Origin of the sequence: Nocardia flavorosea (assembly GCF_015477805.1) — a bacterium.
GTDB lineage: Bacteria > Actinomycetota > Actinomycetes > Mycobacteriales > Mycobacteriaceae > Nocardia > Nocardia flavorosea_A.
The window spans coordinates 574,068-596,158 of sequence record NZ_JADLQL010000003.1; the positions used below are offsets into that span (position 1 = coordinate 574,068).

13 protein-coding genes are annotated in these 22,091 nt (G+C 69.5%); 7 read left to right on the forward strand and 6 right to left on the reverse strand.

The window, feature by feature from the left end; all coding sequences use genetic code 11:
- Positions 1–3: 3 nt before the first annotated feature.
- Positions 4–861 carry a sirohydrochlorin chelatase gene (locus IU448_RS17930; protein WP_324188637.1) on the forward strand — a complete coding sequence of 286 codons (858 nt, stop codon included), beginning with the start codon at positions 4–6 and terminating at the stop codon, positions 859–861.
- Here IU448_RS17930 and IU448_RS17935 read toward each other — a convergent pair.
- Positions 804–1,466, reverse strand: a complete 663-nt coding sequence (locus IU448_RS17935; protein ID WP_195056753.1) for a hypothetical protein — start codon at positions 1,464–1,466, stop codon at positions 804–806. The two genes, IU448_RS17930 and IU448_RS17935, sit on opposite strands and share 58 nt — an antisense overlap.
- 544 nt (positions 1,467–2,010) lie before the next feature.
- On the opposite strand from IU448_RS17935, the gene IU448_RS17940 reads away from it, so the two are divergent.
- From IU448_RS17940 to narI, 4 genes are all read left to right on the forward strand, one after another.
- The gene (locus IU448_RS17940) at positions 2,011–5,733 is read left to right on the forward strand and encodes a nitrate reductase subunit alpha (protein WP_195056754.1); all 3,723 of its coding nucleotides are present in this window, start codon (positions 2,011–2,013) and stop codon (positions 5,731–5,733) included.
- Between the two features lie 48 nt (positions 5,734–5,781).
- Positions 5,782–7,473 (forward strand): nitrate reductase subunit beta, encoded by a 1,692-nt coding sequence (gene narH / locus IU448_RS17945; protein WP_195056755.1) that lies wholly within the window; start codon positions 5,782–5,784, stop codon positions 7,471–7,473.
- 31 nt (positions 7,474–7,504) lie between these two features.
- Entirely contained in the window at positions 7,505–8,179 is a 675-nt protein-coding gene (gene narJ / locus IU448_RS17950) for a nitrate reductase molybdenum cofactor assembly chaperone (RefSeq protein ID WP_195056756.1), read from the forward strand.
- Between the two features lie 129 nt (positions 8,180–8,308).
- Entirely contained in the window at positions 8,309–9,049 is a 741-nt protein-coding gene (narI, locus tag IU448_RS17955; protein ID WP_195056757.1) for a respiratory nitrate reductase subunit gamma, read from the forward strand.
- A 9-nt stretch (positions 9,050–9,058) separates the two neighbouring features.
- Here narI and IU448_RS17960 read toward each other — a convergent pair whose 3' ends face one another.
- The 5 genes from IU448_RS17960 to IU448_RS17985 form a co-directional block, all read right to left on the reverse strand.
- Positions 9,059–9,592, reverse strand: coding sequence for a hypothetical protein (locus IU448_RS17960; protein WP_228813319.1), 534 nt, complete (start codon positions 9,590–9,592; stop codon positions 9,059–9,061).
- A gap of 196 nt (positions 9,593–9,788) precedes the next feature.
- Positions 9,789–10,508 (reverse strand): MerR family transcriptional regulator, encoded by a 720-nt coding sequence (locus tag IU448_RS17965; protein WP_195056758.1) that lies wholly within the window; start codon positions 10,506–10,508, stop codon positions 9,789–9,791.
- A gap of 159 nt (positions 10,509–10,667) precedes the next feature.
- A complete protein-coding gene (locus tag IU448_RS29005) occupies positions 10,668–12,716 on the reverse strand; it encodes an NTP transferase domain-containing protein (protein ID WP_228813321.1) in 2,049 nt (682 codons plus the stop codon).
- Positions 12,717–12,775: 59 nt separating this feature from the next.
- Complete coding sequence (locus IU448_RS17980; RefSeq protein ID WP_195056759.1) at positions 12,776–13,069, reverse strand: MGMT family protein; 294 nt, start codon at positions 13,067–13,069, stop codon at positions 12,776–12,778.
- A 7-nt stretch (positions 13,070–13,076) separates the two neighbouring features.
- Complete coding sequence (locus IU448_RS17985; protein WP_324188631.1) at positions 13,077–13,853, reverse strand: alpha/beta fold hydrolase; 777 nt, start codon at positions 13,851–13,853, stop codon at positions 13,077–13,079.
- A gap of 179 nt (positions 13,854–14,032) precedes the next feature.
- Here IU448_RS17985 and IU448_RS29010 point away from each other — a divergent pair, with 179 nt between their 5' ends.
- Both IU448_RS29010 and IU448_RS18000 read left to right on the forward strand, forming a co-directional pair.
- The gene (locus IU448_RS29010) at positions 14,033–18,649 is read left to right on the forward strand and encodes a PD-(D/E)XK nuclease family protein (RefSeq protein WP_416383023.1); all 4,617 of its coding nucleotides are present in this window, start codon (positions 14,033–14,035) and stop codon (positions 18,647–18,649) included.
- Positions 18,646–22,041: a UvrD-helicase domain-containing protein gene (locus tag IU448_RS18000; protein ID WP_195056761.1), complete on the forward strand. Its 3,396-nt coding sequence runs from the start codon at positions 18,646–18,648 to the stop codon at positions 22,039–22,041. The genes IU448_RS29010 and IU448_RS18000 overlap by 4 nt, the downstream gene beginning before the upstream one ends.
- Positions 22,042–22,091 lie beyond the last annotated feature (50 nt).

A 22,091-nucleotide genomic window follows, 5' to 3' on the forward strand; every position in this document is an offset into this window, starting at 1 on the left:
GAGATGATCGCCGCGCTCGCCGAGGCGGTCGGCCGGGAACTGGGGCACCGGCAGGCCCTCGCCGCAACGCGCTGTACGCACAGCGCGGCCGGCGGACAGGACATGACCGGACAGAACGCACGGGGTCGCCGGGCCGCGATCACTCCCGCCTCGCATGCAGTCGCCGGGTGCGGTTGCGCCGGCGACCTCGGCGTGATCATCGGCGGGGCCGCGACGAACGTCACGGTCCGCACGGCGTTCGTCGATGTTCTCGGCCCGTCACCGTCGGAAGTGCTGCGCGATCTCGCCGCGCAGTCGCCGAACAGCGCCGAACCCGCTGCGGCTGTGGTGGTTCCGGCGTTCCTCGCTTCCGGCTACCACGTCTATCAGGATGTGCCGCGCGAAGTCGGCGACAGCGGCCATCGCGCGGTGACGGTGACGCCCGCGTTGGGGCCGGATCCCGCCCTGGCCCGGATCATGGCCATGCGGTTAGGCGCGGCCGGCTGGTGTCCGGGCGATGCCGTGGTGTTCGCGGCCGCGGGCTCGTCGGATCCGCGGGCCCGGGCGGATGTGCGCCGCGCGGCCGCGATGCTGACCGCGCAACTCGCGACACCGGTGCGCACGGCGTATGTCGCCACCGGCGCACCGCGGGTCCCGGACGTGGTCGCGCAACTGCGCGCACAGGGCCGGGGGCGGGTGTTCGTCGCCTCCTACCTGCTGGCACACGGACTGTTTCACGAACGCCTGCACCAGGCCGGGGCGACCGGAGTCGCCGATCCGATCGGTGTGCATCCCGGTGTGGTGAGGTTGATCGCCGACCGGCATCAGACCCGGTACCAGACGAAAGGATTGTCGCGGGTGGGGCCGTACCGGTCGATCTGATCGAAGAGCCAGGAGGCGGGCTCCACCACCGCGCTGTGGTCGGCATCCTGGTCGAAAGCCACGAGGAGGCCGACGAAGGCGGCGTGCCCGTCGGAAGTCTGCCGGTAGACGACCGCGCCGGAATCGCCGCCCTCCGCGCCCAGGGTGTTGGTCGTATAGAGGTAACGCTCGGCGATTTCGGTGATCGTCCCGCAGCTCCAGCCGGTGGTCGCACCGAGTTTGCAGACCTGCTGGTTCATCTCCGGATGCATATCCACCGAGGACAGGCCGAAGCTGCCCATACTGGCCGCGACCCCGACACCGTCGTAGAGCCGGATCAGCGCGAATCCGAAGGTGAGTCCCTCGTCGGGGCGGTTGAATTCGTACCAGCCGACCGGGTTGCCGTCCTTATCGGTGACGACGCCGTCGCGGTAGCAGTGCCCGGCGGTGACGGCGTACCGTGCCGTGCCGATCATGCCTGTGAGCCCGACTGTGCAGCGGCTGACCTCGACCTTGCCGCCCGCAATCTCGGTCCGTCGGACCTCCATACCGGGATACACGGTCACCGCGGGGGCGGCGGCGGCCGGGGCGGCGGTAGCCCGGCCGAGGCCGGATACTGTACCCACAGCCGTCACCGTGCCGACAGCCAGCATTATCGCCGCGACAGCGGCCAGGACGCGAGCTGTCGTTCTGCGACCCCGCGACACCGGCACGGACCTGACCATGGTGCACCTCGAAGCTGATCGGGCGACTGCCCGGCGGCAGTCGGATCGGGCAGCAATCGTAGGCGAAGCGGAGCCGAGTACGAACTCGGCGGCTTCCCGCTGTGTAGAAGTGCACCGGCCGGGGGCGCAGTCCGGGTTCGATGTGACCGCCGCGATATGTAAACAAATGTAAACCACTGGAGAAGCGGTCATTTCCGGAGTTTCACCGGTACGGCCGGCGGGTGCCGCCGAAACGTCCGATCTGCCGTCTCACGGCCGGTTTCCCCAGGTGGCCTGTTCCGGCCGCCGGATCGCCCGCGTCCGTGCAGTGACCACCACATTGCGACGCCCTCACAGCTCACCGACCTGCGATTTTCGTTGTGAGAAAGCCGTTTGGCCGGGTCCGGCGGCGTCCTTACAGTCGAGGCGTCAGCCCGATTTCACCGCTTGCAGAAAAGGGGGCGTCGTGGTTGCTTCACGCACTCCGGGTTCAGCTGTCGCGCCGGAAACCGCCGCCGCGGGCGATGCGCTCCTGCGACTGGGCAAGTACTTCCAGCGCGGCGAGGTCTCGGCCGATCATCGCACCGTGCACAGGGTCGGTGGGCGCGGTGCCGACGAGTTCTATCGCGACCGCTGGTCGCACGACAAAGTGGTGCGCTCCACCCATGGAGTGAACTGCACCGGTTCCTGCTCGTGGAAGATCTACGTGAAAGACGGTGTGATCACCTGGGAATCGCAGCAGACCGACTATCCGTCGGTGGGGTCGGACAAACCCGAATACGAACCGCGCGGCTGTCCGCGCGGCGCGTCCTTCTCCTGGTACACCTATTCCCCGGCGCGGGTCCGGTACCCGTATGTGCGGTCGGCGTTGCTCGAGATGTACCGGGAAGCCAAGCAGCGGTTGAAAGACCCGGTGCTCGCGTGGGGCGATATCGTCGCCGACCCCGAGCGGTCGCGTGAATACAAGGCCGCGCGGGGTAAAGGCGGATTCGTCCGTGCCGAATGGTGGGAGGCCGCCGAGATAGCGGCCGCCGCGCATGTGCACACCATCAAGGAGTTCGGCCCGGACCGGGTCGCGGGGTTTTCGCCGATTCCGGCGATGTCCATGGTCAGCCATGCGGTCGGCGCCCGGTTCATCTCCCTGCTGGGCGGGTCGATGCTGTCGTTCTACGACTGGTACGCCGATCTGCCCGTGGCCTCTCCACAGGTTTTCGGCGATCAGACCGATGTGCCGGAATCCGCGGACTGGTTCGACGCCGGATACCTCATCATGTGGGGCTCGAACGTCCCGGTGACCCGCACACCGGACGCCCACTACATGACCGAGGCCCGCTACCGCGGTCAGAAGGTCGTGGTGGTGTCGCCGGATTACGCCGACAACACCAAATTCGCCGACGAATGGGTCGCCGCCCGGCCCGGGACCGACGCCGCGCTGGCGATGGCAATGGGGCATGTGGTGCTGCGCGAATTCTTCGTCGACCGCATAACGCCCCGCTTCCTGGACTACGTCGGCAAGTACACCGATCTGCCGTTCTTGATCACCGTGGACGAGGGCGCGGACGGGGTCGCGGTACCGGGCAAATTCCTGACCGCCGCCGATCTCGGCAATACCGACGAAGGTGCCGAGTTCCGGACCGTGCTGCTGGACTCGGATGGGGCGCCGGTGGTGCCGAACGGGTCGCTGGGGGACCGGTTCGGGGAGAACGGCACCGGCCGGTGGAATCTCGACCTGGCAGGTGTCGAACCGCTCCTGACGCTGTACGGCCGCACCGACGATGCTGCGGCCGTACAGTTCCCCCGGTTCGACAGCGACGTGCCCGGCGTTCTGACCCGCGGCATCCCCACGGCGATGGTCGCGGGTAAACGGGTGACGACGGTCTTCGATCTGCTGCTCGCCCAGTACGGCGTCGGCCGGCCGGGTCTTCCCGGCACCTGGCCCACCGGCTACGACGACGCCACCGAGCCCTACACCCCGGCCTGGCAGGAGGCCATCACCGGCGTGCCGGCCGTACAGGCCCGCCGGATCGCCCGCGAATTCGCCGATAACGCCGACCGCTCCGGTGGCCGGTCGATGATCCTGATGGGCGCCGGCACCAACCACTGGTTCCATTCCGACCAGATCTACCGGTCCTTCTTCACGCTGACCCTGCTCACCGGATGCCAGGGCGTCAACGGCGGCGGGTGGGCGCACTATGTGGGTCAGGAGAAATGCCGCCCGGTGACCGGTTGGTCCACGCTGGCCTTCGGCCTGGACTGGCAGCGCCCGCCGCGGCAGATGCAGGGCACGGTGTTCTGGTACCTGGCCAACGATCAGTGGCGCTACGACCCGTTCACCGCCGAAACTTTCGCCTCACCCCTCGGCAAAGGGACGTTCGCCGGACGCACGGCCGCGGACAATATCGCCCTGGCCACCCGCCTGGGCTGGATGCCCTCCTATCCGACCTTCGACCGCAACCCCCTCGACCTCGCCGACGAAGCCGCGGCCGCCGGGCGCACCGCGGCCGATCATGTGGTCGACGGCCTGAAATCCGGTGCGTTGCGCTTCGCCTGCGAAGACCCGGACGCTCCGGAGAACTTTCCGCGCGTGCTCACGGTCTGGCGGGCCAATCTGCTGGGGTCGTCCGGCAAAGGCAACGAATACTTCCACCGGCACCTGCTCGGGGCCGATTCCAATCTGCAGACCACCGACACCGCCGGGGTCCGTCCCGAGGAGCTGGTGTGGCGCGACGAAGCCGCCACCGGAAAACTCGATCTGTTGCTCTCCCTGGATTTCCGGATGACCAGCACCACGCTGTTCTCCGATATCGTGCTCCCGGCCGCCACCTGGTACGAGAAACACGATCTGTCCTCGACGGATATGCATCCGTTCGTGCACGCCTTCACTCCGGCCATTTCGCCGCCGTGGGAAGCGAAAACCGATTTCGAGGCGTTCCACCGGATCGCTCGCGGTTTCTCCTGGCTGGCCGAGAAACATCTCGGGGTGCGCAAGGATATCGTCGCGGTGCCGCTACAGCACGATTCGCCGGATGCCATGGCCCAGGCCGGCGGCCGGGTGCTGGACTGGAAGGCCGGGGAATGCGAACCGGTCCCGGGCAAGACCATGCCGAAACTGGTGGTGGTCGAACGGGATTATTCGAAGATCGCGGAGAAGATGGCCGCGCTCGGGCCGCTGGTCGATACCCTCGGCGTCACCACCAAGGGGATCACGACGCATCCGGATGCCGAGGTCGAATACCTCGCAGGCGCGAACGGGACGGTGGTGTCGGGGGTGGCGCAGGGCCGGCCCTCGCTGGCCAAGGACAGCCATGCCGCGGAGGCGATCCTGGCGCTGTCCGGCACCACCAACGGCCGGCTCGCGGTGGCGGGTTTCCAAGCCCTCGAACGGCGCACCGGCACCGAACTGGCCGATCTGGCCGCCGAACACGAGGGTAAACGGATCACCTTCGCCGATACCCAGGCGCGTCCGGTACCGGTGATCACCTCACCGGAATGGTCGGGATCGGAAACCGGGGGTCGCCGGTATTCGCCGTTCACCATCAACACCGAACGGCTCAAACCGTGGCACACCCTCACCGGGCGCCAGCATTTCTACCTCGACCACGACTGGATGATCGAACTCGGCGAACAGCTGCCGACCTTCCGGCCGCCGCTGGATATGACCGCGCTGTTCGCCGAACCCGGAGTCGGCGAGGTGAGCGAACGCGGGATCACCGTGCGCTATCTGACCCCGCACTCCAAATGGTCCATCCACTCCGCCTACCAGGACAACCTGCATATGCTCACGCTGTCGCGTGGCGGGCAGACCATCTGGATGTCGGATAAGGACGCGGCGAAAATCGGTGTTGCCGACAACGACTGGATCGAAGCGATCAACCGCAACGGTGTAGTGGTGGCCCGCGCCATCGTCTCGCACCGGATGCCCGAGGGCACCGTGTTCATGTACCACGCGCAGGACCGTGCGGTGGATGTCCCGCGGATCGAGGGAATCGCGGAACCTGGTGAAACCTTCAAAGGCAAGGGTAAACGCGGTGGTATCCACAACGCGCTCACCCGGATCATGATCAAACCTACACATCTCGTCGGTGGCTACGCCCAGCAATCCTTCGCGCTGAACTACCACGGCCCGACCGGTAACCAGCGAGACGAGGTCACCACCATCCGCCGCCGCAGCCAGGAAGTCAGGTACTGATATGGCGCAGCCGGTTCATCCACACATTCCCGGAGAGGGGGACCAGCTATGCGTGTGATGGCGCAAATGGCCATGGTCATGAATCTGGACAAATGCATCGGCTGCCACACCTGTTCGGTCACCTGCAAACAGGCCTGGACCAACCGCGGTGGCACGGAATACGTCTGGTTCAACAATGTGGAAACCCGGCCCGGCCAGGGGTATCCGCGGCAATATCAAGACCAGGAGAAGTGGAAGGGCGGCTGGACGCTCGACAAGCGGGGCAAGCTCACCCTGAAATCGGGGTCGCGATTCAAACGGCTGCTGAATATCTTCGCCAACCCCGACCTGCCGACCATCGAGGACTATTACGAGCCCTGGAGCTACGAATACGACAATCTGCTGTCCTCCCCGGCCATCGACACCACACCGGTTGCCCGGCCGAAATCGCTGATCACCGGCGCGGATACGAAGGTCACCTGGGGTGCGAACTGGGACGACGATCTGGGGTCCGGGCCGGAACAGGTCGGTAAGGATCCGCTGCTGGCACGGGTCTCCGAGCAGGTGAAGCTCGAATTCGAAGAGACCTTCATGTTCTACCTGCCGCGAATCTGCGAACACTGCCTGAACCCGTCGTGCGCGGCCTCGTGCCCGTCCGGTGCGATCTACAAACGCTCCGAGGACGGTATCGTCCTGGTGGACCAGGACAAATGCCGCGGCTGGCGGCAGTGCATGACCGGCTGCCCGTACAAGAAGATCTACTTCAACCACAAAACCGGCAAAGCCGAGAAATGCACGTTCTGCTATCCCCGGGTGGAGGTCGGTATTCCGACCGTATGCTCGGAAACCTGCGTCGGCCGGCTGCGCTATATCGGCGTCATGCTCTACGACGCCGACGCGGTGCTCGAGGCGGCCTCGGTCACCGAGGACAAAGATCTGTATCCGAGCCAGCTCGGGGTGTTCCTGAACCCGCATGATCCGCGGGTCGTCGCCGAGGCCGAACGTGCCGGGATATCCCCGGAATGGATTCAGGCCGCGCAGGATTCCCCGGTCTACAAACTCATCGTCGACTACCAGATCGCGCTACCGCTGCATCCGGAGTACCGCACCATGCCGATGGTCTGGTACGTGCCGCCGCTCTCGCCGGTCGTGGATGTGCTGACCGATACCGGGCACGACGGTGAGGATCACGCCAACCTGTTCGGCGCCATCGACGCGCTCCGCATCCCCGTCGAGTACTTGGCCGAACTGTTCACCGCCGGTGATGTCGGCCCGGTACGCGCGGCGCTACAGCGGCTCGCCGGGATGCGCGCGTTCATGCGGTCGGTCAACCTCGGACAGGAACCCGACCCGGCCATCGCGCCCTCGGTCCGGCTGGAACCGGAGGAGATCGAGGCCATGTACCGGCTGCTCGCCATCGCGAAATACGAGCACCGCTATGTGATCCCGACCGGCGCCGGAGCGCAGGCGCACGAACTGGACTCGCTCGCCACCGGCTGCAGCCTGGACAACGACGGCGGTCCGGGGATGACCGCCTTCGACCAGATGGTGGAGAAATTCCAGCTCACCGACTCGAATGAAGCGGCACCGGAGGAGAAGTCGGGCCGGATCAACCTGCTCAACTGGGACGGGAAGAGCACCGACGGGCTGATTCCGGTCAGCACGAACGGGGTGGCCGCGGAAAAACCGAATCGGCAGCTCGCCGCGTCCGCGAACGGTGAAGGCACTACGCGACCCGAACCTTCGCAGGTCGGCCGGTGATTCGCCCGGTGCACGCAGAGCGGAGTAGACGATGTCACTGCTGAAACTACGCCGCCGGCCCGAACCCGCGGTCGCGATGAGCGAACGGGACCGCCGGGTCGTCTGGCGCACCGCCGCTCTGCTGCTCGACTATCCCGCCACCATCACCATGCTCGACCAGGTGATCGCGGCCGTCGGCGAGCTACCGGAACCGGTGCGCACCCATCTCGCCGAGTTCTGCGACCACCTGCGCACCACACCGCAACTCGACCTGGCCGCGCACTACGTCGAAACCTTCGATATGCGCCGCCGCGCCAGCCTGCACCTCACCTTCTACGCCTACGGTGACACCCGCAAACGCGGTATGGCGCTGCTGCGGTTCAAACACGCCTACCGGCACGCCGGGGTCGAACTCGACGACACCGAACTCCCGGATCACCTGCCGGTACTGCTGGAATTCGCCGCTACGGTCGACCCGATCGGCGGGGAACGCCTGCTCGGCGAACATGTTCCGGTGATAGAGCTGCTGCGACTGTCGCTGTCCGATGCCGGCTCGCCGTATGCCGGGGTGCTGGCCGCCGTACTGGCGACTCTCGCCCCACCGACCACCGCGGACCGGCGCAAGATCGCCGAACTCGCCGCGCAGGGTCCGCCCGAGGAAGAGGTCGGACTGGACCCCTTCGCCATCGACCCGACGATGCCGGACCGATCGGAAGGCCGCCGATGATGCGGTCCCGCTGCCCGGGTCTCCGCGGACCGCAGCCACCTGCTCCGAGGGGGCTCCGGTGATGTGTTCCCTCCTCCGCACTCGCTCTGGCCTCGGCGGACCACATATCCCTGTTCCGAGGAGGACCTGGTGACCACATTCTTGTGGATGACCCTGCCCTACGTGGCTGTCACGTCGTTCGTGCTCGGCCATATCTGGCGCTACCGCAACGACCAGTTCGGCTGGACCACCCGCTCCTCGCAGATCTACGAGTCCCGCCTGCTGCGCATGGGTAGCCCCCTGTTCCATTTCGGCATGCTCGGGGTGTTCTTCGGTCATGTGCTCGGTGTCCTTATCCCCGGATCCTGGACCGCCGCCATGGGCATCAGCGAACACGTCTACCACCTGGTGTCGGTGAGCGCCGGCTCGGTGGCGGGCCTGATGGTGATCGCCGGTATCGGCATCCTGCTCTACCGCCGCTGCACCGTCCCCGCTGTCCGTAAAGCGACCACCGCCAACGACAAGTTCATGTACTTCCTGCTCGCCGGCGCCCTGATCACCGGCATGCTGAACACCATGGGCAGCAACCTGCTGTGGGGCACCTACAACTACCGCGAAACGGTCTCCCCGTGGTTCCGCAGCCTGTTCACCCTGAGCCCCCAACCGGATTTGATGGTCGGCACCCCGTGGACGTTCCAAGCCCACGGCCTGTTCGTCCTGGTTCTGATCGCGGCCTGGCCTTACACTCGTCTCGTCCACATGTTCTCGGCCCCCGTCGGCTACCTGGTCCGCCCCTACGTGGTCTACCGCAGCAAGGAGATCGCGGGTTCCGACAAACGCCGCTACGCCCGCGCCTGGGAAGCGCCGGTCACCCCGGAACGCTGGCGCTGACCGACCGGTTCACACCGCGACGATGTTCAGGCCGGGTATCACGCTGATGGGTAGTGGCGCTGCTTCCCATTGCGTGCGGAGCACGGTGACAGTGGCAACGATCGGACCCGCGCCGGTGTGTGCGATGGCCGTGGTCGGCAGCGTCGACGGGTAGCCGTCGATCGGGTAGTCGGGCAGGCGCCAGTGCCGCAGCTGTACCTCGCCGACCTTCCCGGTTTCGAGGTTGCGCCACGACACCGACAAATAGCGGTAGGGGTACTGATAGTGATAGGGGGCCGGGTCGGGGACCGTGAACTGCACGGCCGGCGGCGCCGGTGGGTGCTGCGCAATGTGCGCCGCCGGTGCCGCGATGACCGTCACCGGCTGAAGCGAGCCGCCGGGAACACCACCCGGGCCGATTTCGACGCCGCCGATCGCGGGGAAGTTCAGGGCGATACCGCTGGGAGCTACCGGTTGCGCGACTGCCGAGCCGAGGCCGCCGGGGATTGCCAGCGCGGTCCCCGTCACCGCGGTCACCAGGATTCTGCGTACCCACACCAACATGTTTCGTTCCTTCCGTCACGATCACCTGTTCGGTCTTCGCACGCCGCCGCTGCCGGCTTCGAGCGTAACCCGCACGCTTCTCGAACTCGGTGGGTCTGCAAAGCAGGCCCCGGCACAGGCATCTCGTCGCCGGTCGGTCGCCGGTGCCGCCGCGCAGGAAGCCGTCTGCGGTGAGGGCTGGCGGTGTGCGCTGTGTTCAATCGGTGGCCGTGAGTATGCGGTTCACGCGGAGCAAGACGTCGAACTGGGCCTCGTTGTACAGGTCTTTCAAGGCCAACGCGAGGGCTTGGACGGCGCGTTGGGGGCCGACCGGTGAATCGTGGACCGCGGTGAGGTCCGGGTAGGTGGTCTGGAGTTTCCGGGCGTACGGCGCGACCTGTTCGGCCACTTTCGCCCGGGTCTGTTCATCGGCGTCGGCGGGTAGGTTGTCGAACTCGTCCATGGCGGGATCGGTAGCGTTGCCGGTGGTCAGCATCTCGCGCAGCGAATTCAGGGCGGTCGGGCCGAGGACCCGGTTCATGATCACGGTGTAGGCGCGGTCGGCCTCGGTGAACTCGGCGGCGATCGGTGCCAGGTCGGGCGGAAGGTCGGTGGGGGTGCCCTGGCGGAGGATGAGTGCGAGTTCCATGCGGACGCGCTGCAGGCGCTCGATGGTCGCGGCCAGTTCGGCGTCCAGGGTGAGCAGCGATTCGTGTGGATATTCGCTCTCGCCCATCGCGGCGATCCTCGACAGGGGGATGCCGAGGTCGGACAGGCGTTTGATGCGCAGCACACGCAGCAGATGCGCGACGCCGTAGCGTTTGTAACCGTTGCTGCCACGTTCGGGTTGTTCGAGGAGACCGACATCGTGATAGTGCCGCACCGTCCGCACACTGGTGCCCGCGAGTTCGGCGAGTTCACGAGTACTCCAGGACATGGTCGGCTCCTCGGTCAGGATCTGCCGGCGTGCACTCGCCGCCTTCTACTCCAGGGTGAACCCTGCCGTAACGGCATAGTCAATAGAAATACGCCGCCCCGCCGTGGAATATCCGAACGCTTCGTAACAGCGCGCATGGTCTCCGTATTCGGGCAAGCGTCAGCGGGGGACCGGGATGAATTCGACCGGCATGCCGTCGGGGGCGCCGGCGGGGACGATGACCACACCGTCGCGGTCGACGAGTCCACCGAGATGGGCTGTTCTGACGGAGGTGTCGCCGATCCAGCCGCCGGCCGAGTCGGTGGCGCTGCGGGCGGGGACGATGCGGGTTACCGGACCGGCGATACCGGCGGCATTGTGCAGCGGTCCGATCAGCGGTCGAGGTGGGTGGGCGCCGGTACGGCCCGCAACGATGGCGGGGGTCAGGGCGAGCAGCGTGGCGACCGCGGCGAACGGGTTGCCCGGAAGTCCCAGAACTGTTGTGGTCGAAGGTAGTTCGGCTGCCACGGTGGAACCGCCGGGGCGTATCGCGAGCCGGGGGATCAGGATTCGGGCTTCGGCGCGGTCGAGGGCGCCGCGGAGTTGGTCGGCCGCGCCGCCGCCGGTCGCGCCGACCACGACGAGGAGATCACAATCGGTTGCGGTGGCCAATACCTGGTCGAAACCGTGGGAGGTATCGCGCAGATGTACCTGGCCGAGTGTGTGGATGCCCTGTGCGGCGAGTAGAACCGGCAGGATCGGGCCGATGGAATCCCGGATCTGGCCGGCCTGCAGCGGGCCGGTACTGCGGATCTCGTCGCCGGTCATGACGATGCGGGCGCACACGGGGCCGCGGACGGCCGCGGCGGTGACCTCGACCGCGGCGGCCGCGGAAACAAGCGCGGCGGTGACGGCGGAACCGGCCGGCGCGATGACATCACCAGGCGTGCGGTCCTCGCCGCGGCGGCGGATATCGGAACGCGCCGGAGTATCGGGAAGCCGGTGCAGCCGGCCGTCGTAGCGGGCGAACTCGTCGCGCAGGACCCGCGTGGTGCCCTCGGGAACCTGGGCGCCGGTGGCGATCCGGACCGCTTCGCCGGGGTACAGACCGTCCGGCCGCTGTCCGCCGGCGAAACCGATATCGGCGCGAAGCTCCCAGGGGCCGTCTCCGCGGACCGCGTAACCGTCCATTGCCGAGACATCGAATCGCGGCAGGGCGCCGAGCGCGGTGATCGGTGCGGCGAGCGCCGCGCCGCGGGCGGCGCTCAGTTCGAGGTGGTGTTCGGGCAGCCGGGACAGGCCCGCACGCAGCGCCTTGCGCGCCTGGCCCAGGGGTAGCGGCGAGCCGGAGGAATCCGCTATGCCGACGGCTTGCGGGGTACCGGTGACCGGTTGTGCGGTGGTCGCCGGAGCCGGCGATCCGATATCCCCGGTCACCGGATCGCCGGAGGTGGCCGGCCCCTCGCCGCGGGCGCCGAATGCTGCCGGACGGTCGTGGACCGCGGCGTTACCGTCGTGCCCGGCCGTGCCGGGGCCGGTGCCGGATGCCTCGGGGACTTCTGTGCCGACCGCCTCATGGCCGAACCCGGGTGCCGCACCGTCGGCGGCGCCGGGCGGCCCGCCGTGGCCGACGCGGCGCGACGGATCCCGATTCGTTGCCGCTGCTGCGCGGGCGGCGTCGATATCTCCCGGTGTGTCGCAATCGTCGACCCCGGCCAGCACCACCATTTTCGTGCGGTGCGGCACCAATGCCTTCATCGGCTGATTGACGACCGAGCCGAGCTCCCGTAGCCGGGCAGCGAGGGCTTCGTACCGCCACACACCGATCAGGTATTGCGGACGGCCGTTGCGGTCGGCCGCGAACACGGCGTCGAAACCCGGCAACTGCCCCAGTAGTTCGCCGATCACGGCGGAAGTCAGGAACGGCATATCGGCGGCGAGAACGACCACATGATCGGTGACCTCGGCACCGAGCGCGGCCAAACCGGCCGCGACGGCCGCCACCGGGCCGGATCCGGGTTCGGGTTCGCGGGTCTGCAGAATGGATTCGGCGAGTTCCGGTCGCGGCGGGCCGACCACCACCGTACGGCCCGCTCCCGCGGCGGCCAGTGCGGTTTCCAGCATGGACCGCCCGCCCACCACGAGCCCTGGTTTGTCGACGCCACCCATACGACTGGCCCGGCCCCCGGCGAGCACGATCACGTCCGGGGCGGGCGCGGAATTCGGCATAACGCTCATGCTAGGCGCCGTCTGGGACGATATCCCGGTTCGGTGACCACTTCACCGGATCAGAACCGGTGCCGCGCGACCCGGAGGTCCACCCGGCCGTCGGAGATCGGGACGCCCTCGGCCGCGAGCCGTCGCAGCTGCCGTTCGGCCAGATGGGCGGCGGGTTTCCCGGAAGCGCCGAGCACTCGGTGCCAGGGCAGGTCGCCGGAGTCGGTGCGCATGATCCAGCCGACCGTGCGCGGCGTCGACAAACCCACCGCGGCGGCGATATCGCCGTAGGTGGCGACCCGGCCCGGCGGTATCGAGGCGACCAGTTCCCGGACGTGTTCGATCTGCGCGTCACTGGTGACCATCGGTGCCCTAGAGTGCCGCGCGGATCAACGCCGCGGTCCGCTCCGGCAGAATCTGCGCGACCATATGTTCGCAGTCCCACTCCTCGACGGTGAGATTCGCGCCCAGCCGCTCGGCCAGCACCGCCTCCACCGGTGTGGGAAGAAAGGGCGGCTCGACTTTCGTGGCGCGCACCAGAACCGTCGGCATACCGGTCGGTGGCAGCGCGGGCTCGCGGGCCAGCTGACTCCAGTACGAGATCAGCGCCGGCAGGCTCACCCGCCACCCGACCCGTCCGTCGCGGGCCGGGACCAGATGGTCGTCGAGTTCGGCCTGCAGCAGGATCGGGTCGGCAGCCCCCCACCCGGTGGCCAGTTTGTCCAGTCGGGCTTCCTCGGCATCGGTGTAATCCGGGGAGTCGAGGGTGGCCAGGGCGATCTCGTGCAGCCACACGGGGTCGAGCGCGACGGCCGGATCGAGCAGCACCAGGCCACGGACCAGGTCGGGCCGGTGTTCGGCGAGACGCAACGCACACGCACCACCGAAGGAATGCGCGACCACCAGCACCGGCTCGTCGGTTTCTGCGGTGAGCAACGCCACCAGGTCCGCCACGATCGTCTCGAGATCCCACGGTGGCAACGCGGTGGAGTGCCCGTGTCCACGCAGGTCGGGCGCGAGGACCCGGATATCGGGCAGCAACCGGGTGGCCAGGTCGGCCCAGCGCCTGCCGTGGCCGGTGAGACCGTGCAGGGCCAGCAGCGGCGGGCCGGTGACCGGGCCGAATCGGTGAACATGCAGTGTCGACACACCGACATTCTTATCGCCGTACCGCCGACCCGCAGCGCCCGCGGGTCGACGGGGTATCGGCGGTGTCGGCCCCGTCTGTTGCAATAGCGGATGTGGTGCGTTCGGATAGGCCGGTGCGGCTGGTGCGCCGGAGAACATCGGCTCCCCGGGCTCGGACCTGGGGCGTCGGTATTCGCGCGCTGTTCGCCCCGCCCCCGGCAACTCCCGCGCAATCCGGTTCCGGTCGGTTGTGGCGGGTGCTCGGCGGGCCCGGAACCGGGAAATCGGCGCTGCTGGTGGATGTGGCGGCCGCGCGGATCGCCGGCGGCGCCGATCCGGAATCGGTGCTGCTGCTCACCCACTCGAAGCAGGCCGCGGCCGCCGCCCGGGATGCTCTCACGGAGCGGTTGTCGCATTGGGATACCTGCGCCCCGGTGTTCGACAGCGATCCCGGCGGCGCCGACCTCGCGCTGTTCCCGCCGGCCGACCCGGAACCCGAGGCCGGGCTTTTCACCGTTGACGGCGCTGCGACTGCCGGCGGGACCGATCAGACCTCCGTGGGGCTCGGCGGCTCGTCGGCTGCGGCCCGGACCGGTCGCGCATCCACACCTGCCGGGGCCGGCCACCCGCGTACCTCCGCCGGAACCGATCACCCGGCCGCTACCGGAGAGTCCGCTGCCGGGCCCGGCCACCTGGGCGGCGGAAGCGGCCCTGTCCTGTCCCTGCCCGGTAGCGCCCCCGGTCTGCCGATCTCCGGCGCGACGCGCGAACCGCTGGCCCGCACGATCCACTCGTATGCGTTCGGGATACTGCGCCGCCAGGCCGCCCGGCACGGCAACCCGCCGCCACGGCTGCTGACCGGCGCCGAACAGGACGCAGTCCTGCGCGAAATGCTGCGTGGCGACCTCGCCGATATCGCCGCCGGCGCCCGCGACCTGTGGCCACAGCGATTACAACCCGCCCTGAGCCTGGACGGATTCGCCGACGAACTCCGTGATCTCATGCTGCGCGCCACCGAACGCGGGCTCGGCCCGGAAGATCTGATCGATCTGGGCCGGCGGCAGGACCGGCCAGATTGGGTCGCGGCGGGCCGCTTCGCGCTGCGCTACGAACAGGCCATGCTGCTGCGCTGGTCGGTCGGGGTGGCGGCACCGGAGGCGTCGGCGCCGGCGTTGAACGCGGCGGAGCTGGTGGGGGCCGCGCTCGACGCGCTGGCCGGTGACGCCGATCTGCTCACCGCCGAACGCGCCCGATTGCGCTGCCTGCTGGTCGACGACGCCCAGCACCTGGACCCGCAGGCCGCGCTGCTGGTGCGGATCCTCGCCGAGGGCGCCGCAACCACCGTGATCGCCGGCGACCCGGACCAGGCCGTCTACACCTTCCGCGGCGCCGATCCCCGCTCCCTGACCGACCTCGAGGTTCCGGCATCGCGGCGGATCGTCCTGCACACCAACCACCGCGCGGGCCCGGCAATCCACACCGCGACCGCCCGTATCGCGTCGCGCTTGCCGGGCAGCGCCGCGCATCGCACCACCTTCGCCGATCTGGGTCCCGCGGAACGCGGCGAAGCGAACGCCGGAGAAACAGCGCAGGTCCGGGTGCGGGTGCTCGGCAGCCCGGCCAAGGAAGCGTCGCTCATCGCCGACCAGTTGCGCCGCGCCCATCTCACCGACGGGGTGCCGTGGTCGCAGATGGCGGTGATCGTGCGGTCGGTTCCGCTGCTGCTACCCCCGTTGCGCCGGGCGCTGCTGGCCGCGGGGGTACCGGTCCGGCAGCCGGTGACCGATACCCCGCTGGCCCGCCGCCGCGGCGCTGCCTGGATGCTGCTCGCGCTGCGCGCCGTGCTCGCCGGCGAAGACGCCCGCCGGGGAGCGGGATCCACCGAATCGCTGTTCGGCCCCGACGACGCACTCGACCTGCTGAGCGGCCCGCTCGGCGGTGCCGACCAGATCGGTATGCGCCGGCTGCGCCGCGGCATCCGGCGCACCACCCTCGAGCTCACGCGATCCACGCCCGCAAACCCTCACGTTGCGTCAGAGCCGGTTGGGGACGGGGTGCCCGAACCCGCACCCGCATCGGCCGAACCGCGGGTCGAGCGGCCCGAACCGGGGGCCGAGCGGCCCGAACCGGGGGCCGAGCGGCCCGAGCCGGGGGTGGTGCGGCCCGAGCCGGGAGACAAGTGGCCCGAAGCGGGAGAAGTTCCCCCCGAACCGGTGTACGAACCGCCGATCCCCGACCCCGAATCGGCGCAGGACCAGCGCCCGGACGACCTTCCCGGCCCCGGACTCTTCCGCGATGCCGACCGCCACATCGAGGACACCGTCCGCTACGCCGCCGACGCGGACTGGTTCGGTCTCGGTGAGGACTATGCCTACGGTGACCCCTGGGACGGGCTCCCACCGGACCGCCCGCACGAAGACGACGACTTCGCACCGGAACTTCTCGACGGCGATGAGGCCGGATACCTACCGGATACCGCGGAGACGCTTCGGCCCCCGGTGGAGGACAGGCAAGTTCTGCCTGTCCGGCCGGACACCGACGAACGCCCGCACGACGACCGGTTCGCACCCGATCCCACCGACCGACGCGGCGAGCCCGGCCCACCGCCTGAGCTCGCCGACGGGCTCGGAACTCCATCGGATGCCCCGGGAGCAGCCGCCGGGTTCGTATCGCTACCGGAGCTGGAGGACGACGACACCGCCGGCTCCCGGCCACCTGAGCACGAGGTGGAGCGGTCCGCGGCGGACAGGTACCCGGGCCGGGCCCGGGCCGTGCCGAACCAGTACACCCGCGCGGTGCCCGCGCAGGACATCCGGCCAGGGGAGGGAGACAACGGCACGGTCGGCCACCGAGGCGCCGAGGCCGAAGGGGCGGCCGAATACCGGGCCGAGGGCAGCACCGGCCGGGCGGCTCGTCCGGCCGCAGAAGACCACGGCGACGCCGGTACTTCCACCGGTTCGCCTCGGAACGCCCACCCAGCGGCCCGCCGCGACAGGGGAGACGGCGAGGTCCGGACAGGTTCGTCTTCGGTCGCCGCCCCGGCAACCCCTGGCGGTCAACGGCCGATCTCCGACCGACCCTCGGCGGATGTTCTGCGTGACCTGCTCCTCGGGGCCGGTGACGAACGGATCCTCGCGGGTCTCACCGAAGTGGAGACCGCACCGCTGAACCGCGCGTTACGGGCGCTCGACCGGGCCCGCCGGGTCCGGCGCGACGGCGGCGGCCTCGAGGATGTGCTGTGGGCGCTGTGGACCGGATCGCGGTTGGAGAAGCGCTGGCTGGCGCAGTCGGAGCGCGGTGGTGCGGCCGGGATGCAGGCCGATCGCGACCTCGACGCGGCCGTCGCCTTGTTCGATGCGGCATCCGCCTACACCGACCGGTTACCGGGTGCGACCATCGAGGGGTTCGTGGAATACCTCACCCAGCAGCAGATCGCGCAGGACCGGGCGGCCCGGTCGCGGCACGACGATGCCGTCGATCTGCTGAGTGCCCATGCCGCGGCCGGACGGGAATGGGAGGTCGTCGCGGTCGCCGGGGTCCAGGAGGGGATCTGGCCGGATCCGCGCCCCCGGGGCACCTTGTTGCACACCGAAGAACTGGTGGATCAGGTCGCCGGTATCACCGAACGGGTGAGCCGGTCCGCCCCGATTCTGGCCGAAGAACGCCGGCTGCTGTTCCTCGCGTGCAGCCGGGCCCGGCGCTCGCTGCTGGTGACGGCGGTGGAATCGGTGACCGGCGAGCGCGATCTGGTGCCGTCGCGGTTCCTGGCCGAACTCGTCGGCGGTGAATCCGACGGTGAGCCCGGCGCGCTTCCGATCGCGGAACCGGGCCGGGTGCTGGCGTTGCACGCACTGGTGGCCGAACTACGCGCGGTTGTCTGCGATCCGGACGCCGGTGCGCAGCGGCGCCGCCGCGCCGCTGCGCAGCTGGCTCGGCTCGCCTTGGCCGGGATACCGGGTACCGCGCCCGGCGACTGGTACGGCGTTCCCGGTCTCAGCTCCACCGAGACTCTGTGGGACGACGACGGGCCGATCGCGTTGTCGCCGTCGACGGTGGAACTACTGCGCACCTGCCCGCTGCGGTGGGCGTTGGAACGGCACGGCGGGTCGGACGGGGAGAATCCGCACGCCGTCAAGGGAACGCTGGTACACACCCTGGTGCAGGCGCTGGCGGGCCGGGTCCCGCTCGACCGGGTGCGGGCCGAACTCGCCCGTAGCTGGACAGCCATCGATCCCGGAAACAGTTGGCATTCCCGTCAGGAACTGCGCCGCACCGAGGCGATGCTGGATGCGTTCGTCGCCTGGGTGCGCAGTACCCGCGCCGAATTGACCCAGGCCGGTGTCGAGGTGCCTGTCGACTGCGTACTGCCCGGCCGCGGCGCGGACGCGCCCGCCGTCCGTATCCGCGGCCGGATCGACCGTCTCGAACGCGACGACCGGGGCCGGTTCGTGATCGTCGATGTGAAAACGGGGAAGAACCCGGTCAGCGAGGCCGATGCCGCCCAGCACGCCCAGCTGGCGACCTACCAGGTCGCGGCCGCCGCGGGTGCGCTCGACGAGACCGCCGGCGACCCGGAACCGGGCGGCGCGCGGCTGGTGTACGTCGGCCTGCCGGCGTCCAGCGGGGTGGCTAAGGAACGCGTCCAGCCGGCGTTCGATACCGAAGCGCTCGAAGCCTGGCGGGACACCATCCACACGGCCGCCGCGACCACCGCGGGACCGGGTTTCCTCGCGATCCGCAACGACGGCTGCCGCCACTGCGCCGTGCAGAACAGCTGCCCGATTCAGGACTCCGGCCGTCAGGTGATCGACGAGTGAGCGCCCGGGTCACACCGGGGCAGCTGGCCGAGGCGCTCGGCCTGCCCGCGCCGACCGCGGAACAGGCCGCGGTGATCGCCGCGCCGCCGGGTCCGGCACTGGTGGTGGCGGGGGCCGGCGCGGGGAAAACCGAAACCATGGCGGCGCGGGTCGTCTGGATGGTGGCCAACCGCCTCGTCACCCCGGAGGAAGTACTGGGCCTGACTTTCACGAGGAAGGCCGCTCAGCAGCTCACCGCCCGGATCCGGACCCGGCTGGCCCGGCTGGCCGGGTCCCGGCTGCTCCGCGATCTCGACCCCACCGGCGAGCTGCGCACGACTCTGACCGCCGCGGAACCCGAGATCAGCACCTATCACTCCTACGCCGGGCGGCTGCTGCGCGAACACGGGCTGCTGCTGCCGGTGGAGCCGTCGGCCGCGCTGCTCACCGAAACCCAGCTGTGGCAGGTGGCGCATCAGGTGGTGCGCGGCTGGGACGGCGACCTGGAGACCGACCGTTCCCCGCTGACCGTCACCGAGGCCGTTCTCGCGCTGTCCGGCCAGCTCGCCGAGCATCTGGTGGAACCCGAGCAGCTGGCCGAAGCACATACCGAGCTGGAGAAACTGGTCCACACGTTGCCTCCCGGTCCGCGTCAGCGGGGCGGGCCGAACAAAGAACTGCTGTCGATTCTGCGCGCGCAGCGGGAACGGGTCGCGCTGCTGCCGCTGGTCCGGCAACTGCGCGAAACCCTCCATCAGCGCGGCGCGCTCGACTTCGGCGCCCAGATGTCGCTGGCGGCCCGGCTCGCCGCCGAACACCGCGAGGTCGCCGACGCCGAGCGGGCGCGGTTCCGGCTGGTCCTGCTCGACGAGTACCAGGACACCGGTCACGCACAGCGCATCCTGCTCTCGGCCCTGTTCGGCGCCGGGTACGCGGTCGAACGCAGTGGCCCCCGGCGCAGCGAACCGCAGGCGCCGTCGGTCACCGCAGTCGGCGATCCCATGCAGTCCATCTACGGGTGGCGTGGTGCGTCGGCGGCCAATCTGCCCCGGTTCACCACCGATTTCCCGCGCGGTCCCGGCGATCCGGCACCGGTCCTGCCGCTGCTCACCAGCTGGCGCAACCCGCCGGAGGCGCTGAACCTGGCCAATATGGTCGTCGAACCGCTGCGCGCCGCCGCTCGCGCGAGCGGCGGGGTCACGGTGGATCCGTTGCGCGCCAAACCCGACGCCGTACCGGGCGATCTCGCGCTCGCGCTGTGCGCCACCGTGAGTGACGAACGTCGCTGGATCGCCGAGCGGATCGCTGCCGAATGGGCCCGTGCCCGCGAAGCGCAGCGGCCACCACCGACCTCCGCGGTGCTGATCCGCCGTAACGCCGACGCCGCCGAACTCGCCGAACAGTTACGTGCGCAGGGGTTGCCGGTGGAGATCGTCGGGCTCGGCGGGCTGCTGGCGACACCGGAGGTCGCCGATATCGTCGCGACCCTGCGCCTCATCGCCGACCCGGCGGCCGGCAGCGCCGCAGTGCGGATTCTCACCGGCGCCCGCTGGCGGCTCGGTGTGGCCGATCTGGCGGCCCTGGCCCGCCGGGCCCGGGAACTGTCGATCGGTCACGACCCCGGCGGCGAGATCACCGATGCGACCACGCTGGCCGCGGCACTGCGCGAGGTGGCGCCGGAACCCGCCGAACGCGCGGGCCTGGCCGATGCGATCGCCGATCCCGGCCCGCCGCAACGTTATTCGACTGCCGGATATCGCCGGATCACCACGCTGGGCCGGGAACTGGCGGCACTACGGGACCGGGCGGGGCAGCCGCTCACCGAACTCGTCGCCGATGTGGAGCGCACGATCGGTGTCGGGGTGGAGGCCCAGGCCCGCCGCGCCCTCACCGGCTCCGGTGCCGGACGTGAACATTTGGACGCGTTCGCCGAAGTCGTGGCCGGCTACGCCGCGGATACCGGGGCGAGCCTCGGCGGGCTGCTCGCGTTTCTCGCGGCCGCGGAGTCGGTGGAGAACGGACTGGAACCCGGGGAGGTGGAGGTCGCCCCGGACCGCGTTCAGGTTCTCACCGTGCATGCGGCCAAGGGCCTGGAATGGGAGGTGGTCGCGGTACCTCATGTGTGCAGGGAGGTGTTCCCGTCCACTCGCGGGGTGAACACGTGGCTGGGTGCGCTGGCCGAACTGCCCACCGCGTTGCGTGGCGACCGCGCCACCGTGGATTCGCCGGACGGGGTGCCGGTGCTGGACCTCGCCGATTGCGCCGACCGCGCCGACCTGCAGCGAAGCCTGGCAGCACATAAGAAGGCCCTGCAGCGCCGCCGGCTGGACGAGGACCGCCGGCTCTTCTACGTCGCGCTGACCAGAACGGAACGTGTACTGCTGGTCTCCGCCCACCACTGGCCCGAATCCGGCGACAAACCCAAGGGTCCCTCGGAGTTCCTGCTCGAGGTGAAAGCCGCCGCCGAACTACCGGGCAGCGGTATGGAGATCGGCTGTTGGGCGCCCGAACCCGAAGACGGCGAGCCGAACCCATTGGCCGCCACTCCGGACACCGCGCCCTGGCCCGATGATCCGCTGGGCGCCCGTCGCGCCGATATCGAGGACGGCGCCGCTCTCGTCCATACCGCGCTGGCCGAACTCGCTGCCGGAGCAGCCGAACCGGAACCGGACGACGATCCGGACGGCTGGGCCGCCGATGTCGATGCCCTGCTCGCCGAATTCCGGTCGACGGCGGCCACTGTCACCGAGGTGGAACTGCCCAGCCAGCTCCCCGCTACGGCACTGGTGGAAATGCGCGCGGACCCGGGCAAACTCGCCGCGCGGCTGCGCCGCCCGCTGCCGTACCCGCCGAATCCGCTGGCCCGCCGCGGCACTGCCTTCCACGCCTGGGTGCAGCGCTGGTTCGCCACCGACCAGCTGCCGGGCCTCGACGATCTACCCGGCGCGGCGGACGCCGGCGCCGCGGCCGACGCGGAATTGGCCCGGATGCAGGACGCCTTCCTGTCCTCGCGCTGGTCGGCACGCCGGCCGGTGGAGATCGAGGTGCCTTTCGAAACCACCATCGCCGGCATCGTGATCCGGGGCCGGATGGATGCCGTATTCGCCGAACCGGGGGGCGGCTGGACCGTCGTCGATTGGAAAACCGGCGCCGAACCCGGCCCCGCCGACGAACCCGCGGTCGCTATGCAGCTGGCCGTCTACCGACTGGCCTGGGCACGTCTGCTCGCCGCGCGGACCGGGGAGGACGAGGAACAGGTGCTGAAGCGGGTCGGCGCCGCCTTCCACTATGTGCACACCGGCCGCACCGTCTCCCCTGACCGGTTGCCTGGGCCCGCGGAACTCACCGAACTGCTCACGAACACAACCGGTGTAGCAGATACCGGTTATCCGCCGGAGAAATCACGGCGGTGACCACCGGGCATGCGGTGTCGATACCGGCCGGCCACCCAGCTCCGGGCCGG